The organism is Sedimenticola sp. (genome assembly GCF_050289425.1).
Classification (GTDB): Bacteria; Pseudomonadota; Gammaproteobacteria; order Chromatiales; family Chromatiaceae; genus Sedimenticola.
Map to the genome: position 1 here is coordinate 147,111 of NZ_JBNKFS010000005.1, position 15,139 is coordinate 162,249.

17 protein-coding genes are annotated in these 15,139 nt (G+C 57.0%); 14 read left to right on the top strand and 3 right to left on the bottom strand.

The genetic code is table 11. The features are described 5' to 3' along the window. Positions 1-16: 16 nt before the first annotated feature. Positions 17-1,627, bottom strand: coding sequence for a PAS-domain containing protein (locus tag ACQY5R_RS05110; RefSeq protein ID WP_428605345.1), 1,611 nt, complete (start codon positions 1,625-1,627; stop codon positions 17-19). A gap of 177 nt (positions 1,628-1,804) precedes the next feature. Between ACQY5R_RS05110 and ACQY5R_RS05115 the strand changes: the two genes are divergently transcribed. The 5 genes from ACQY5R_RS05115 (at position 1,805) to ACQY5R_RS05135 (ending at position 6,792) form a co-directional block, all read left to right on the top strand. Then, positions 1,805-2,647, top strand: a complete 843-nt coding sequence (locus ACQY5R_RS05115; RefSeq protein ID WP_428605347.1) for an alpha/beta fold hydrolase — start codon at positions 1,805-1,807, stop codon at positions 2,645-2,647. A 171-nt stretch (positions 2,648-2,818) separates the two neighbouring features. Further along, the gene (locus ACQY5R_RS05120) at positions 2,819-3,619 is read left to right on the top strand and encodes a type IV pili methyl-accepting chemotaxis transducer N-terminal domain-containing protein (protein WP_428605349.1); all 801 of its coding nucleotides are present in this window, start codon (positions 2,819-2,821) and stop codon (positions 3,617-3,619) included. Positions 3,620-3,852: 233 nt separating this feature from the next. Further along, entirely contained in the window at positions 3,853-4,788 is a 936-nt protein-coding gene (locus tag ACQY5R_RS05125; protein WP_428605351.1) for a 2-dehydropantoate 2-reductase, read from the top strand. A 104-nt stretch (positions 4,789-4,892) separates the two neighbouring features. Beyond that, positions 4,893-5,348, top strand: a complete 456-nt coding sequence (locus ACQY5R_RS05130; RefSeq protein WP_428605353.1) for a response regulator — start codon at positions 4,893-4,895, stop codon at positions 5,346-5,348. Between the two features lie 265 nt (positions 5,349-5,613). Beyond that, positions 5,614-6,792: a CaiB/BaiF CoA transferase family protein gene (locus ACQY5R_RS05135; RefSeq protein ID WP_428605355.1), complete on the top strand. Its 1,179-nt coding sequence runs from the start codon at positions 5,614-5,616 to the stop codon at positions 6,790-6,792. Here the strand turns inward: ACQY5R_RS05135 and ACQY5R_RS05140 are convergent. Continuing rightward, entirely contained in the window at positions 6,778-7,146 is a 369-nt protein-coding gene (locus ACQY5R_RS05140) for a hypothetical protein (protein WP_428605358.1), read from the bottom strand. The genes ACQY5R_RS05135 and ACQY5R_RS05140 overlap by 15 nt on opposite strands. Positions 7,147-7,266: 120 nt before the next feature. Continuing rightward, a complete protein-coding gene (locus tag ACQY5R_RS05145) occupies positions 7,267-7,872 on the bottom strand; it encodes an XTP/dITP diphosphatase (RefSeq protein WP_428605360.1) in 606 nt (201 codons plus the stop codon). 184 nt (positions 7,873-8,056) lie between these two features. Between ACQY5R_RS05145 and ccmA the strand changes: the two genes are divergently transcribed. From ccmA to ccmI, 9 genes are all read left to right on the top strand, one after another. Continuing rightward, positions 8,057-8,692, top strand: a complete 636-nt coding sequence (gene ccmA / locus ACQY5R_RS05150) for a cytochrome c biogenesis heme-transporting ATPase CcmA (protein WP_428605363.1) — start codon at positions 8,057-8,059, stop codon at positions 8,690-8,692. Beyond that, positions 8,685-9,353 (top strand): heme exporter protein CcmB, encoded by a 669-nt coding sequence (gene ccmB, locus ACQY5R_RS05155; RefSeq protein WP_428605365.1) that lies wholly within the window; start codon positions 8,685-8,687, stop codon positions 9,351-9,353. Before ccmA ends, ccmB begins: the two co-directional genes overlap by 8 nt. A 165-nt stretch (positions 9,354-9,518) precedes the next feature. Beyond that, a complete protein-coding gene (locus ACQY5R_RS05160; RefSeq protein WP_428605367.1) occupies positions 9,519-10,268 on the top strand; it encodes a heme ABC transporter permease in 750 nt (249 codons plus the stop codon). Continuing rightward, positions 10,265-10,450: a heme exporter protein CcmD gene (ccmD, locus tag ACQY5R_RS05165; RefSeq protein ID WP_428605369.1), complete on the top strand. Its 186-nt coding sequence runs from the start codon at positions 10,265-10,267 to the stop codon at positions 10,448-10,450. Before ACQY5R_RS05160 ends, ccmD begins: the two co-directional genes overlap by 4 nt. Further along, positions 10,434-10,883: a cytochrome c maturation protein CcmE gene (gene ccmE, locus ACQY5R_RS05170; protein ID WP_428605371.1), complete on the top strand. Its 450-nt coding sequence runs from the start codon at positions 10,434-10,436 to the stop codon at positions 10,881-10,883. Before ccmD ends, ccmE begins: the two co-directional genes overlap by 17 nt. Beyond that, a complete protein-coding gene (locus ACQY5R_RS05175; RefSeq protein ID WP_428605373.1) occupies positions 10,880-12,853 on the top strand; it encodes a heme lyase CcmF/NrfE family subunit in 1,974 nt (657 codons plus the stop codon). The genes ccmE and ACQY5R_RS05175 overlap by 4 nt, the downstream gene beginning before the upstream one ends. Beyond that, on the top strand, positions 12,850-13,383 hold the full coding sequence (locus ACQY5R_RS05180; protein ID WP_428605376.1) for a DsbE family thiol:disulfide interchange protein: 534 nt from the start codon (positions 12,850-12,852) through the stop codon (positions 13,381-13,383). Before ACQY5R_RS05175 ends, ACQY5R_RS05180 begins: the two co-directional genes overlap by 4 nt. Further along, complete coding sequence (locus ACQY5R_RS05185) at positions 13,380-13,841, top strand: cytochrome c-type biogenesis protein (protein ID WP_428605378.1); 462 nt, start codon at positions 13,380-13,382, stop codon at positions 13,839-13,841. Before ACQY5R_RS05180 ends, ACQY5R_RS05185 begins: the two co-directional genes overlap by 4 nt. Then, positions 13,838-15,073, top strand: a complete 1,236-nt coding sequence (gene ccmI / locus ACQY5R_RS05190) for a c-type cytochrome biogenesis protein CcmI (RefSeq protein ID WP_428605381.1) — start codon at positions 13,838-13,840, stop codon at positions 15,071-15,073. Before ACQY5R_RS05185 ends, ccmI begins: the two co-directional genes overlap by 4 nt. Positions 15,074-15,139: the final 66 nt, after the last annotated feature.

Sequence of the window (15,139 nt, forward strand, 5' to 3'; positions counted from 1 at the left end):
CTCCGGCTCTAGGATATCAGTCGTTACCGAGAATCGGCAGGGCGATACGGAAGGTGGTACCTTGCCCCGCCTCGGTGACATAATTGAGGTCGCCGCCGTGTTTTTTAACGACGATATTGCGCGTGATGGAGAGGCCCTGGCCGGTACCTTTACCCACCTCCTTGGTGGTGAAGAAGGGCTCAAAAATCTTGTCCTGGATTGACGCTGGAATACCGCTGCCGTTGTCGCCGATACGGATGATTACCTGATTCTCCCACTGTTGTGTCTGGATAGTGATGACGCCGGGAGTACCCGGGCCGCGCGCCTCAATGGCATGGGCCGCGTTGACCAGCAGGTTGAGGAACACTTGGTTCAACTCGCCGGGGTTGCATTTAACGTAGGGTAGCGAGTTATCCAGATCGAGCTCGACCTTGGCCAGGTGTTTCCACTCATTGCGTGCGATGGTCAGGGTGTTTTCCAGCATGTGGTTGATATCGACAGTCGCCTTTCCGTTGTCTCCGCCTGGGTGGGTGAACTCTTTCATGGCCAGTACAATACGGGATATTTCGGAGATCCCTTTGATCGACTGGTCGATGGCTGCCGGCACCTCTTCCAGCAAATAATCCAGATCGATTTCCGCTTTATAGCGATCGATCTGCTCACACGCGGCCTGTTGCGCCGGGCTGTCGGTCATCTGCTCAATCTGAGTCAAACAGAGATCCAACAATCCGCGAAAATCCTTTTGTGCGTCATGGAGAAATTTGAGATTGTCCCAGACATATTGGGACGGGGTGTTGATCTCGTGGGCGATACCGCCGGCAAGCTGACCGATCGCTTCCAGTTTTTGTGCCTGATTGAGTTCCCGCTCCAGTGCCGACTGTTGCTCCTGGGCCTGTTTCAGGTTGCTGATGTCGTAGAGCCAGGCAAACAGTGAGGGTTCGTTTTGGTAGGTGGTCGGATTAAGTGAGATCAGCGCCGGAAAGTTGCTGCCGTCACGACGTTTGAATTGGGCTTCAAAATCGTTGACCTGTCCCTCTTGCTGGATCTTCCCAAGTATCTCATTACGCGTTTCGGGATGGGTATAGAGTGTACGGGCCTGTAATCCGATCATTTCACGTACCGGAATCTGGAACATCTCGGCCAGCCGGGTATTGAGAAACGAAAGTTTTCCATCGCTCTGACGGGAGATGCCAAACCCGGCCGGACTGGCTTCGATAACACTTTTGAGGAACGCTTCGTACTGCTCTTTTTCCGTTATATCGGTGTAGGTGGTGACAAATCCACCGCTGGAGAGCGGGCTGCCGTCGATCTGCAGGATGGTGCCGTTGGGTCGCTGGCGTTGGAAACTGTGTGGCTGGAACTGCTTGGCCAAGATTACCCGTTCCTGAACTTGGGTGCCGATATCGCCGGGACCATACTCTCCCCGTTCCGCATTATAACGAAACAGCTCGTCCAGGTTGGTACCCACCTTGATCAAGCCTTTGGGAAAGTCGAGTAATTCGGAAAACCGGTCATTGAAAAATACCAGTGACAGGTTTTCGTCGAATACACTGATGCCCTGAACCAGATGACCGAATGCATCGCGTGCAATTTCGACTAGGTAACTCACATCATCCTGTTTATATTGATCAATTGACGGTGTAGCCACTTGCCTGCTCCAATCAAGTCCTGTTTTGATAATCGGGCACCCTGACCTATGGATTCGCTGTCTATTCGACCGCCGCCTGTTTTTTATGACGGTCTGTTTTAGTGTAGACGGCTACTGTCTGTCTATGGCGGTTATTCGGCATTCCCCTTTAATAAAACAATCTCCCGGGAGTATTCTGTGGACCGATATATCGAGACCAATGGCATCAATTTGCACTATCTTGACCATACCGGAACAGGACCGACCCTGTTGCTGATGCCGGGGTTGACCGCCAATGGCCATGTCTTTGACGGCTTGGTGAGTGCCGGGCTGGTACCGGCGGTCAGGCTGTTGGCGCTGGACTTGCGTGGCCGAGGTTTATCGGACAAACCCGTATCCGGTTATTCGCTGGCGGAGCATGCGGCCGATGTGATTGGGCTACTGGACAAGCTCGGGCTGGATAGTGTCATCCTGGGCGGTCACTCATACGGTGGCTTGCTGGGATTCTATCTGGCGGCACACTATCCTCAGCGGGTAAAGAAATTGGTCGTGATAGATGCGGCCGCCGAGATGCATCCGGATACTCGGCGCCTGATTCAACCGGCTATCGATCGACTGGGTAAACCGATGCCGTCCTGGGAGAGTTACTTGGCGGCGGTGAAGGTGATGCCGTTTTTCTATCACTGGTGGGATCCGGCTATTGAGAGTTATTTTCGCGCTGATGTCCGGACCTTGCCGAATGGAGAGGTGATCTCCCACTCCACCGCAGGTGCTATCACCGAAGCGGTGGAGCATGTGTTGGCCGAGCCCTGGCGCGAGTTGTTGCCGCGGATCAGCCAGCCGACGCTGCTGCTAAACGCCACCGGGGCATACGGTTTGCCGGCTGCGCCTCCGCTGCTGCCTCGCGAGCAGGCGGAAGCGACCGTGGCGGCACTCCAGCAGGGAGTTTATAGGGCGGTGCCCGGGAACCATATCACCATGTTGTATGGCGATGGAGCGGCGCAGATTACCAAAGAAATAGTCAAGTTCGTGGTGAATTAGTCGATAAGCTTCCCAATCCACATCAGATCAGCACCGGAAGCCGCAGCGAGTGTGCCCGTCAGTTTAGGTGGCAGAACCGGGCAAATGGGATTTAACTACCTTTTTTGTGGGTGTTATTTTGATATAAACAGTAGGTTGGCCTGGTCCGATATGAGGGGGATGGGGATAAGCATGAAAGCCAAAAACAATGCGTTAAAAATAGTCTGTCTGATCGCGCTGCTCAGTCTGCCGCTGGCGATATCTCAAGCCTTGGCGGCGGATATGGCATCGCTGGTCAATACCGCCGGTATGCAACGGATGCTGTCACAACGGGTGACCAAGGATTACCTGTTTCTGGGAAGCCAGATCCGTGCTGGAAAAGCTACTCGGCAGTTAAAGGGTAGTGTCGCCCTGATGGTGAATAATCATGAGGTGCTGAAAAAAGAGGTAACCGATTCGCGGGTCCAGGATTTGTTGAAAGAGATCGACCCCTTGATGGAAAAGATGGTCAAGATCACCAAGTCACCCTATGTGAAGTTCAATGGGGCGACGATGCTTGAATTGAGTGGAACTCTGCTGGAGTTGAACCAGGCAGTTGTGAAGGAGCTGGAAGGGAAGCAGGCTGAAAAAGCCGTTGAGGCGGTCAATGTGGCGGGACGCCAGCGCATGTTGTCACAACGTATCGCTATGTTTTATGCCGCCCACCAGGCCGGGTTCAAGAGCGACTCGACCGTGGCGGAGATGAAGCAGGCGGTGGAAGAGTTCGAGGCGGCGCATGCCAGACTGGAAAAGAACAGCCTGAACTCGGATAAGATCAACCGCGAGCTGAAGGGCGTTGAGAACTTGTGGAAGACCATTCGGCACTATTTCACCGAGAGTAGTGAGGCCGGTTTCCCGGTGACCATTTTCGTCACTACCGATGACATCATGAAACGGATGAACACCATTACACTCCTGTACGTCAAAGCCTATTGGGCATCCAAGAAGCAGTAGCCAAACCATTCCCTCCAATGTTCTAGGGAACCTCTGGTTAAGTCAGAGGTTCCCCAGCCATCCCGTTATGTGGCGCGCCAGGCTTACCTCGGTGATCCGCCGTTAGCGCTAATCGTTTCAAATCAACCCACAGCCGATTGCTGACCGCTGTTACAGTAGGTTTTTTGCCCCCGTTTGATAGGTTATGCTTGCCCGGTGGTAAGGATTGGTAAGGATTGGTAAGGGGGATCCGGATGAGATTGGCAGTATATGGCAGTGGTGGGGTCGGCGGATATTTCGGCGGCCGGGTGGCTGACCGCGGCCACCCTGTTGCGTTTATCGCTCGTGGGGCACATCTGCAGGCGATACGGCAGCAGGGTTTGTCCGTTGAAAGCATCAAGGGTGATTTTACCGTCCCCGCGCCGATGGCGACCGATGATCCGGCGGAGATAGGCCCAGTTGATGTGGTACTGGTCTGTGTCAAGAGTTGGCAGGTGCCCGAAGTGGCCCGGGCGATGCGTCCGCTGATCGGGCCGGACACGTTTGTGGTCTCACTGCTAAACGGAGTAGAGGCCCCTGATCAACTCAGTGAGGTGCTTGGCAGGGAGCGCGTGCTAGGCGGTGTAGCAAAAATTTTCAGTTTTATCGAGCGCCCCGGGCTGATTCGCCATATCGGGCATGAGCCGACCCTGATGCTGGGGGAGTTGGACGGCACGATGAGCGAACGGTTGCAACAGTTGGCGGCGATCTTAACCGAGTCGGGAATTACCGTGGAGTTACCGGATTCGATCTTGCTGGAGATCTGGAGAAAGTTTCTGTTTACCACCGGCTGGGGCGGGCTGGGAGCGATCAGCCGTGCGCCCATCGGTATTTTGAGGGAAGAGCCGGCTACCCGCGCCATTATTGATGCTTGCATGCGCGAAACCGTCGCCGTGGCCAGAGCGGCCGGTATTGCGTTCCCGGAAGATATCATCGAGCGGACCTGGGATTTTACCCAGCACCTGGAACCCAGCGGCACCAGCTCCCTACAGCGGGATATCGCAGCGGGCAGGCCATCGGAGATCGATGCCTGGAATGGTGCCGTAGTACGCCTGGGAAGGCGTTTTGGCGTGGATACTCCGACCCACCAGTTGATCACCGATGCCTTGGTGCCGCTGGAGCGCCGGGCGCGCGGGGAGATCACCTTTTAACCTTACACTGCGACCAAAAAGGGGCGCTTTTCCCCCTATGGTCAGTGGCGCTGTTTCGGTTAATATTGAGCCTGTTATTTTACGGCCAACTTTAGAGCAAAGAGATGGGATTCTCAGGTATCTATCAATTCTTCCAACGCCGCCGTTCGCCGGTCGCCAAAGATCGCCGGGTCAATCGTAGGGTGATACCGTCGGAAGGCACCACGGTATTGATTGTGGACGATTCGAAAACCGTACGCCGGGTGATGCGCGGTATGCTGCAACAGTCCGGGTATCGCACACTGGAGGCAGAGGACGGGGCGCAGGGTATCGAACTGGCGCGCAATCATAAGCCGAATCTGATTTTTATGGATGTGATGATGCCGGGTATGGACGGTTTCCAGGCAACCCGAAAGCTGCAGACCAATGTGGATACTCAGGATATCCCGGTCATCATCATCAGCGGCAACCGGCAAGCCACCGTTCAGACCTGGGTGCAGAAAATCGGAGCCAAAGACTTCATGGCTAAACCCTTCGAACGGGGCGAGCTGTTCCAGCGGCTGGAAAGTGCGATTTACTGATCGGCCTCTGTTGTAAGCGGCCTGTTTTAACCCCCTACAAGGTGATTCGCGCCGCTATTCAAGAATAATCCTCGGTATCGGTTCCCGCATGCGGGGACAATGCGATAGCGCCCAATATTACAGCTAGCCCGGATAATTCCCGAATAGGACAAATTGTACGTCTGCTGAACGTAAAATATGGGTATAACAGGCTGATATTTAACATTTTACTCACAAAGGCTGTCCGTCTTTGTGAACTATCCGGGCTAGAGGAGCGGGAGTCGTCATGGGACCACTGAAGGGGATCAAGGTACTGGATCTAAGCCGCATACTGGCCGGTCCCTGGGCTACGCAACTGCTGGCCGATTACGGCGCCACCGTCTGGAAGATTGAGCGACCCCAGGTGGGTGATGATACCCGCCACTGGGGCCCTCCCTTCCTTAAGGACCCTGACGGCATCGATACCTCGGAATCCGCCTATTACCTCTCCACCAATCGCGGCAAGCAGTCGATTGCCGTGGATATCACCCGTGAATCGGGCCAGGCGATTGTACGGCGTTTGCTGGCCCGGGCCGACATCGTGGTGGAGAATTTCAAGGTGGGTGGGTTGGCGAAGTACGGTCTGGATTATGCCTCCCTGTCGGCCGAGTATCCGCGCCTGATCTACTGCTCGATCACCGGATTCGGCCAGACCGGACCGGATGCCGGACTGGCTGGCTACGACGCCATGGTGCAGGCCCGCGGCGGATTGATGAGTATCACCGGGGAGCGCGACGGGCTTCCCGGCGCCGGCCCGCAGAAGGTCGGGGTGGCGGTGGCGGATCTGATGGCCGGGATGTATGCCGTCAGCGCTATCCTGGCGGCGTTGCATCACCGGGAAAAAAGCGGCGAAGGGCAGCAGATCGACCTGGGGTTGCTAGATACCCAGGTGGCTTGGCTGGCCAACCAGAATATGAACTACCTGATAGGCGGTGAAGTGCCGGTCCGCCAAGGTACTGCCCACCCCAATATTGTGCCCTATCAAGCGTTGCCCACGGCGGACGGTTTTCTCATGTTGGCGGTGGGCAATGACCGGCAATTTGCTTCCTGTTGTGAGGTGTTGGGCCTGGCGCCTCTGGCCCAGGATGGGCGATTCGCCACGAATCGCCAGCGGGTTAAACACCGGGAGCAGTTGATCCCTCTGTTGGAAGAGTCGTTTCGACGCAAAACCACCGCCGACTGGATCCGCCTGTTGGGAGCCGAACAGGTACCCTGTGGACCGATCAATAGCATCGCCGAGGTTTTCAATGATCCCCAGGTGTTGGCCCGGGGTATGCGGTTCGATCTGGATCATCCGCTGGCCGGTCGCGTGCCGCAGGTGGCCAATCCGGTGCATTTTTCGCGCACGCCAATAGAGTATAAGGGGGCGCCACCCCTGCTGGGGGCCGATACCGAAGCGGTGTTGCAGGCGTTATTGGAAGAGTGACGGCTGGCGGGTGGCGATCCGTTCCGGCGTCGGGCGCGCTGTCGAGTGGAAGCTGAACGGGAGCTCGTTGCGTGCGGCGGCATAGAGTTTATGCTGGGTCTGCTTGAACAGGATACCGATCTCGTGCGGCGTGGTATGGGTGATGACGGCCTTGATCAACCAGGGTGAGCGGCCGAGCGTGACAGACAGTTCCACTTCCATACCGACGGGCAAGGTCAGGGCATGGGTCTCCAGGAGTGCTCCCTCCGCCGTCAGGCTGCCCAAGCTGGCGGAGAAGATACGCCCGTGGTAGTTGATCTGGGCCGGAATCAGCAGGTTGATGTGGTTGTGCGGAAAAGATTGAGCAGGATTCATGATGGTTCTCTTCTGTTAGTCCTTGATTTCTGGGCAGAAGATTATCTGAGAATCATGTCACCTCTGTTTCAGTTGGGTTAAGGTTCTATTGCAGCGCGACAGGCGACAGACCTCAGCACTTCAGGAGAGCGCAGCGAGCAGTTGGCGCAGGGCCTGGCCGCGGTGGCTCAAGGCGTTTTTCTGTTCCGGCGGCAGTTCGGCGGAGCTGCAGCCGAATTCCGGTACCAGGAACAGCGGGTCATAGCCAAAGCCGTTGGCTCCTTGGGGGGCATGCAGGATGCGTCCTTCCCAGGTACCCTGACAGATGATCGGTGTCGGGTCGTCCGCATGACGCAGGTAGACCAGGAGACACTGGAAACGGGCGGTGCGCTGCTCGTCCTCAACGCCCTGCAGATCCGCCAGCAGTTTCTCGTTGTTGGCTTGATCATCACAAGCGGGGCCGGCAAAGCGTGCCGAGTAGATGCCCGGAGCCCCCTTGAGTGCATCCACCTCGATGCCGGAATCATCGGCGATAGCCGGCAGGCCGCTGTGCCGGGCGGCATTGCGTGCCTTGAGGATGGCGTTTTCCACAAAGGTGAGGCCGGTCTCCTCCGCTTCCGGGGTATCGAACTCACTCTGGGGAATGACCTGGATGGACTGTTGTGCCAATAGCTGATTGATCTCGCGTACTTTGCCGGCGTTACTGCTGGCCAGAACAATCTTTTCCCCACGGTGACTCAGTGACATGACGCGGTTTCCTGCTGCGAATAGTTAAAGTAGCAATTCTACCCTGGATCGCGGCTCAGGGCTCGCGAAAGAGCCATTCCGTCGTGCCGAATAGAGGAACTTATTCTTTCGAGAGCCCTTTTATGGGAAAGCGGGGTCAGGCTGTGTACAATCGGGCGGTTTTTTGCTGTTTAAGGGTACTTTCATGCTCGAAGTGGCGGGGTTGGCCTGTGTACGGGGAGACCGCAAACTGTTTTCTGATCTCAGCTTTAGCCTGGGCGCGGGTGAACTGTTGCATCTGCATGGACATAACGGCAGCGGTAAAACCACCTTGATGCGCACTTTGTGCGGCTTGATCAAAGAGAGTGCCGGCGAAATCCGCTGGAACGGCGAGTCGATCCACCGGCTGGGTGAAGAGTTTACCCGGGAAGTGGTTTACATCGGTCATAAGAACGGCATTAAGGATGACTTGACCGGGGTGGAGAATCTCCGGGTAAGTAGCGCACTGGACGGTTACCCGATCTCGGAGCGGCAGGCCTGGGACGCCTTGGAGCAGATGGGCTTGATGGGGCATGAGGACTTACCCAGTCGGGTGTTGTCACAAGGCCAGAAGCGACGCGTTGCACTGGCGCGGCTCCTGTTGAACCAATCGCGCCTCTGGGTCCTGGATGAACCCTTCACTGCGCTGGATGTGGCCGCGGTGGAGTTCCTGCAATCGATTATCCGCAACCATATTAATGGTGGCGGCATGGTGATCCTGACTACCCATCAGGAGGTCAAGATTACCCGGGAACAGGTCAAGGAGCTGCAGCTGGGCTGGAAGGAGGCGGGGCATGTTTAACGCCTTCAAGACGCTGGTGGGACGTGATCTGCTGTTGGCGATGCGCCGACGTTCCGATCTGTTCACGACGCTGTTCTTTTTTGTCATTGTGGTGAGCCTGTTTCCCCTCGGCATCGGTCCGGAGATGAATACGTTGCGCTTGATCGCACCAGGTGTCTTTTGGGTGGCGGCGCTGCTCGCCTCCATGCTGGCGCTGGAACGCCTGTTCGCTGTGGATTATGAGGATGGCGCCCTGGAACAGATGCTGCTCGCGCCGCAACCGCTGTTTGTGTTGGTGTTGGCCAAGGTGACGGCCCACTGGCTGGTGACCGGTCTGCCACTGGTATTGATGGCGCCGCTGCTGGGACTGCAGTACGACCTCTCCAGCCAAGCCCTGGGGGTGATGGTGGTATCGTTGCTGATGGGCACCCCGGCGCTGAGTTTGATCGGATCGATCGGTGCTGCCCTGACGCTGGGTCTGCGCGGAGGCGGTGTGCTGGTCTCCCTGCTGGTGCTACCGCTCTACATTCCGGTACTGATCTTCGGTTCCGGGGCGGTGGAGGCCACCGCATCCGGCCTGGGTGGTCAGGGGCATATCTCCATGCTGGGCGCCATTCTGGTATTATCCCTGCTGTTTGCACCGTTGGCGGCTTCGGCGGCGCTACGGATTTCAGCGGAGTAGCGGGAATGAAAAGCGCCACTTTCGGTCGAGGTTTTGCCCTCGGTCAATGCTCCGGTGCGGTACAGTTGGGTATAAATGCCTCCCGTCGCAAAAAATCAGGTGCTACGGGAACCAAACCCTGTTTGTAACATCAAACCACGGAACAGCTGGTCCTACACATATCTAATGAATGCTCGACTCATCAACTGGTTCAAATTCTCCTCACCCGCCACTTTCTACCCCTTGGCCGGTCGTCTGGTCCCAATTTTTAGCCTGCTTGCCGTAATATTGATTGGCGTCGGGCTCTATATGAGCTTTTTCGTTGCGCCGACCGATTATAAGCAGGGTGAGGGGTACCGTATTATCTTTGTCCACGTTCCGGCGGCCTGGATGTCCATGTTTATCTACCTGGTGATGGCCTTCTGGGCCGGTCTTGGTCTGGTATTCAATACCCGTCTGTCCGGGATGATGACCCGAGCCCTGGCGCCGACCGGCGCCATCTTCGCCTTCCTGGCGCTGTGGACCGGCGCCTTCTGGGGCAAGCCGATGTGGGGCACCTGGTGGGTGTGGGATGCCCGGCTGACTTCGGAGCTGATCCTGCTGTTTCTCTATCTCGGTTATCTGGCCCTGCAGGGGGCCATTGATGATACCCGGCGCGCCGATCGTGCCGGCGCCCTGCTGGTGCTGGTGGGGGTGGTCAATATCCCGATCATCTACTACTCGGTGCAGTGGTGGAATACCCTGCATCAAGGGGCCAGTATCAGCATGGATAATGGTTCGAAAATGGGTGTTACCATGCTCTGGACCATGCTGATCATGGCCCTCGGCTTCTGGGCCTATACCATCGCGGTGGCTCTGGCCCGCGTGCGTTCGATCATCCTGGAGCGCGAGGCCGATACCACCTGGGTCAGTGAACTGGCGGAGGTGCGGCGATGAGTGTCGCGGAATTTTTTGATATGGGCGGTTACGCCCTCTATGTGTGGGGTTCGTTTGGCGTCTCCGCGCTGTTGCTGGTGATTGAGCCGATCATGCTGCGCAATCACCGGCGTGCCACACTGCAACGTATTGGCCGAATCATCCGGATTAAGGCAGGAGAGAAGTATGAAGGCAAGACATAAGCGGCTTGGATTCCTGGTAGCCGGCTTGGTGGGCCTCGGCCTGGCGGCCTGGTTGGTATTCAATGCCTTGGACAGTAATCTCTCCTATTTCTTTTCTCCTTCCGATGTGGCGCAGAACAAGGCCCCTAAGGACCATGTTTATCGCTTGGGCGGCATGGTGGAAAAAGGCAGTCTAGAGCGGGGTAAGGAGTTGACGGTACGGTTTCTGGTGACCGATATGGCCAATACCGTGAAGGTGGCCTATACCGGCATCCTGCCGGATCTGTTTGCCGAGGGGCAAGGTGTGATCGCACAGGGCCGGATGGGGCCGGACGGGGTGTTTATTGCCGATGAAGTACTGGCTAAACACGATGAAAATTATATGCCGCCAGAAGTTGCGGATGCCCTGGATAAGGCGCATCCAGGCTCACCTACCGGAGTGGCCAGTCAATGATCCCCGAACTTGGACATATCGCGCTGATACTGGCGCTCTCTCTGGCGCTGATCCAGGCAACGTTGCCGATTATCGGCGCCCACCGGCGTATCGGCAGTTGGGTCGCCGTCGCCAAACCGGCCGCACTGGGACAACTGCTGTTTATGCTGATTGCCTATGGCTGCCTGACCTACGCCTTCCTGGTGCACGATTTCTCCGTTGCCTACGTGGCGCAAAATTCCAACACCGCGCTGCCCACTCTTTACCTGATCTCCGGCGTGTGGGGGGCTCATGAGGGGTCGCTGCTGCTCTGGGCGGTGATTCTCTCGGTCTGGACCGGCGCCGTGGTACTGTTCAGCCGTAGTATGCCGGAAACCATGCTGGCGCGGGTGGTGGGTGTTATGGGCATGGTGAGCGTCGGCTTCCTGCTGTTCATGCTGCTGACCTCCAATCCCTTCGACCGGTTGGTCAATCCGCCGATCGAGGGACGTGATCTGAATCCCTTGTTGCAAGACCCGGGGCTGGCGATTCACCCGCCGATGCTCTATATGGGCTATGTCGGTTTTTCAGTGGCCTTCGCTTTTGCCATTGCCGCCATGTTAGGTGGCCGGTTGGATGCCGCCTGGGCGCGCTGGTCACGTCCCTGGACCAATGTCGCCTGGATGTTCCTGACGCTGGGCATCGTGCTGGGAAGCTGGTGGGCCTACTACGAACTGGGCTGGGGCGGCTGGTGGTTCTGGGATCCGGTGGAAAACGCCTCGTTCATGCCATGGCTGGTCGGCACGGCGCTGATCCATTCATTGGCCGTCACGGAGAAACGAGGGGCATTCAAGGCCTGGACGGTACTGTTGGCGATATTCGCCTTCTCACTCAGTTTGCTGGGCACCTTCCTGGTGCGCTCCGGTGTGCTGACATCGGTACACGCCTTTGCGACCGATCCCGCCCGGGGTATCTTCATTCTGGTGTTCCTGGTGGTGGTGATCGGTGGCTCGCTGCTGCTCTATTCATGGCGGGCTTCGCAGATACGCAGCAGCGTCAGTTTCAAACTGATTTCCAAGGAGACCGGCCTGTTATTGAATAATGTGATATTGGTGGTCGCCGCCTGTAGCGTGCTCCTCGGAACCCTCTATCCGCTGGCCATCGATGCATTGGGACTGGGCAAGATATCGGTAGGCCCTCCCTACTTTAACGCTGTCTTTATTCCGTTGACTGCCCCATTGGCGGCTCTGGTCGGGGTCGGCGCCCTGGCGCGCTGGCGCCAGGACAGCGGTCAGCGGTTGTTTGTGCAGTTGCGTCTTTCGCTGTTGTTCAGTCTGATTGCCGGCTTCGGCTTGATGTGGCTGGCCCCCCACTACTCTTGGGGCGGGGCGTTGGCGCTGGTGCTGGCGATCTGGGTGGTGCTGAGTACCCTGCAGTGGCTGTTTGACCGGCATAGTGCGGGCCGTTCCTTCACCCGGACCCTGGCCAATACCCCGCGTTCCGGTTGGGGCATGATGCTGGGCCATCTCGGCGTGGCCGTGTTTGTGGTGGGCGTGGCGCTGACCAGCCTCTACAGCGAAGAGAAAGATGTGCGTATCGAGCCGGACCAGACCTATAGCCTGGGCGGCTATGATTTCCGCTTTCTGGGTGTGAAACGCTCCCAGGGACCCAACTATCAGGCGTTCCGTGGTGAGGTGGATATCTATTTGGGAGATCAGAAGATCACGCATCTCAGTCCGGAAAAGCGTAACTACAAAACCGGTATGCCGATGACCGAAGCGGGCATTGATGCCGGGCTGTTCCGGGATCTGTTTGTCGCCTTGGGCGAACCGCTGGGTGATCAGGGTGCCTGGAGTGTGCGGATTTATCATAAGCCGTTTGTGCGCTGGATCTGGCTGGGCGGTCTGCTGATGGCGTTGGGTGGTTTATTGGCGGCAACGGACCGCCGTTATTATCGACTTAAGAGCAAGGCCAGCGTCGGCGTCGACCAGGCTACGGTGGGTACGGCATGAAGGCGCGTTTTCTTATCCCGTTCGGGATCTTTCTGGCATTGGCACTGTTGCTGGGCATCGGCTTGACGTTGAATCCGCGGGATGTGCCGTCGGTATTGATCAACGAGCCGGCCCCGACATTTAGTTTGCCGGATCTGTTTGATCCGGATAAGCGTGTCAACTCGGAAACCATGCAGGGCAAGGTGTGGTTGCTGAATGTCTGGGGCACCTGGTGTCCGGAGTGCTGGCGGGAACATGACTTTCTGAAACAGATCGCAAAAAAAGAAGGGGTGACCCTGATCGGTATCGATTGGCGTGATGAACGGTCGGAAGCGCTCTCTTTCCTCTCTAAGAAAGGCAATCCCTTTACGGCAGTTGGATTTGATCCAGATAGTGAAGCGATCATGGATTGGGGTGTCTACGGGGCGCCTGAGACCTTTGTGATCGATAAAAAGGGGATGATCCGAAAAAAACACACCGGCCCACTTTTTCGTGAGATCTGGGAGAGTGAGTTCAAGCCGCTACTGAAGCAGTTGGAGGCCGAGTCATGAGGTGGGCTTGGCTACTGATGTTGCTGATTATGCCGTTATTTTCCCAGGCGGCGATTGAGGCCAACCAGTTCGATGATCCGGTAAAAGAAGCCCGCTACAAAAAGTTGGTAGCGGAGTTGCGCTGCCTGGTTTGCCAGAACCAGAATTTGGCAGACTCCAACGCCGAACTGGCCCAAGATATGCGGCGCAAGACCTACGAGATGGTACAAAGCGGTGCGTCCAGTGATGATGTAGTCCAGTACATGGTCAAACGTTATGGCGACTTTGTGTTGTACCGTCCGCCATTCCGCTTTGGGACCCTGATCCTCTGGCTGGGCCCGTTTGTCATCCTCGCAGGAGGAGTGGTCATGCTGTTGCTATTTATTCGGAGAAGGGGAAAACAGACTGACAATAAGATCAGTGACAATGACTTGCAACGAGCCAGGGCATTGCTCGGCGAAGAAGACACGAACTCATGACGATATTCTGGTTAATCACGGCGGCCATGATCCTGGTCGCACTGGCGTTTATCGCCCCTGCCCTGTTGCGTAAATCCGAGCTGAAGATCTCAGATCGGGATAAGCAGAATGTGGTGATCGCCCGCGAACGGCTTTTGGAGCTGAAGAGCGAACACGCCGCCGGCACCCTCTCGGATGAAGAGTATGAACAGACCAAGCTGGAACTGGAGCAGGCGCTGTTGATCGATCTCGACAGCGCGGGCGAAATAGATCCGGCCGTCGGTTCGCGAAAAGGCAGCCCCGTCACGCTTATCGTCGCGATGCTGTTTATTGTTGGCGTCACCTTGTCGGTTTACCTCTATCTGGGTACGCCGCAGCTGGTCGATCCGGCTACGATGGCACAGCAGGACGATAAGAAGATGCCCTCCATCGAAGAGATGGTGAGTGCGTTGGTGGAGCGCCTTAAAGAGAACCCCGAGGATGCCGAAGGCTGGTATCTGCTGGGACGTACCTACATGGCGATGAAGGATTATCAGAAGGCGTCCTTTGCCTTTGAAAAGGTCAACCAGTTGGTAAGTGACCAGCCGCCACTGATGCTGGCGTGGGCGGATGCGTTGGCCATGTCTTCCGGTGGCGATATGCAGGGTCGTCCGGCGGAGTTGATCCGTAAGGCGATCAGCCTGGCGCCGGAAGACCAGACGGCACTCTGGCTGGCCGGTATGGTGGAAGATCAATCGGGCAATTATGCCCGGGCGCTGGAACATTGGCGTCACCTCAAACCGATGCTGACGGAAGACGCTGGGGCGGTGGAGCAGGTCGACCGTCTGATTGCTGCGGCAGAGCGTAAAATGGCCGCTTCCGGCCCCGGTGCGGCGGTGGAGAAGCCCAGCGTGGCGGCTGCGACCGGTCAGGCCATTACAGCACGAATCACTTTGTCGGCTGAACTGACCTCACAAGTGAAGCCGGAAGAGAGCCTGTTCGTCTATGCCCGCGCCCTGGAGGGGCCGAAAATGCCGCTGGCCGCAGTGCGGCTGAAGGTGAGCGATCTGCCGGCGACGATCGAATTGAATGACGGCCAGGCGATGGTGCCGGGTATGAATCTATCCAGTTTTCAACAGGTTGTTGTAGGTGCGCGGATCTCCCGCACCGGCAATGCCATTGCCGCCAGTGGCGATCTGTTGGGAGAGGTGTCGCCTGTGTCGGTGAGTGGCGATGCGGTAGTGGAGTTGGTGATCGATTCAGTAATCCCCTAACGTTTTTTGGCGACTCGTAAATAAAGGCCTTACCCCAGCGGGTAAGGCCTTTTTAATGGATACTGA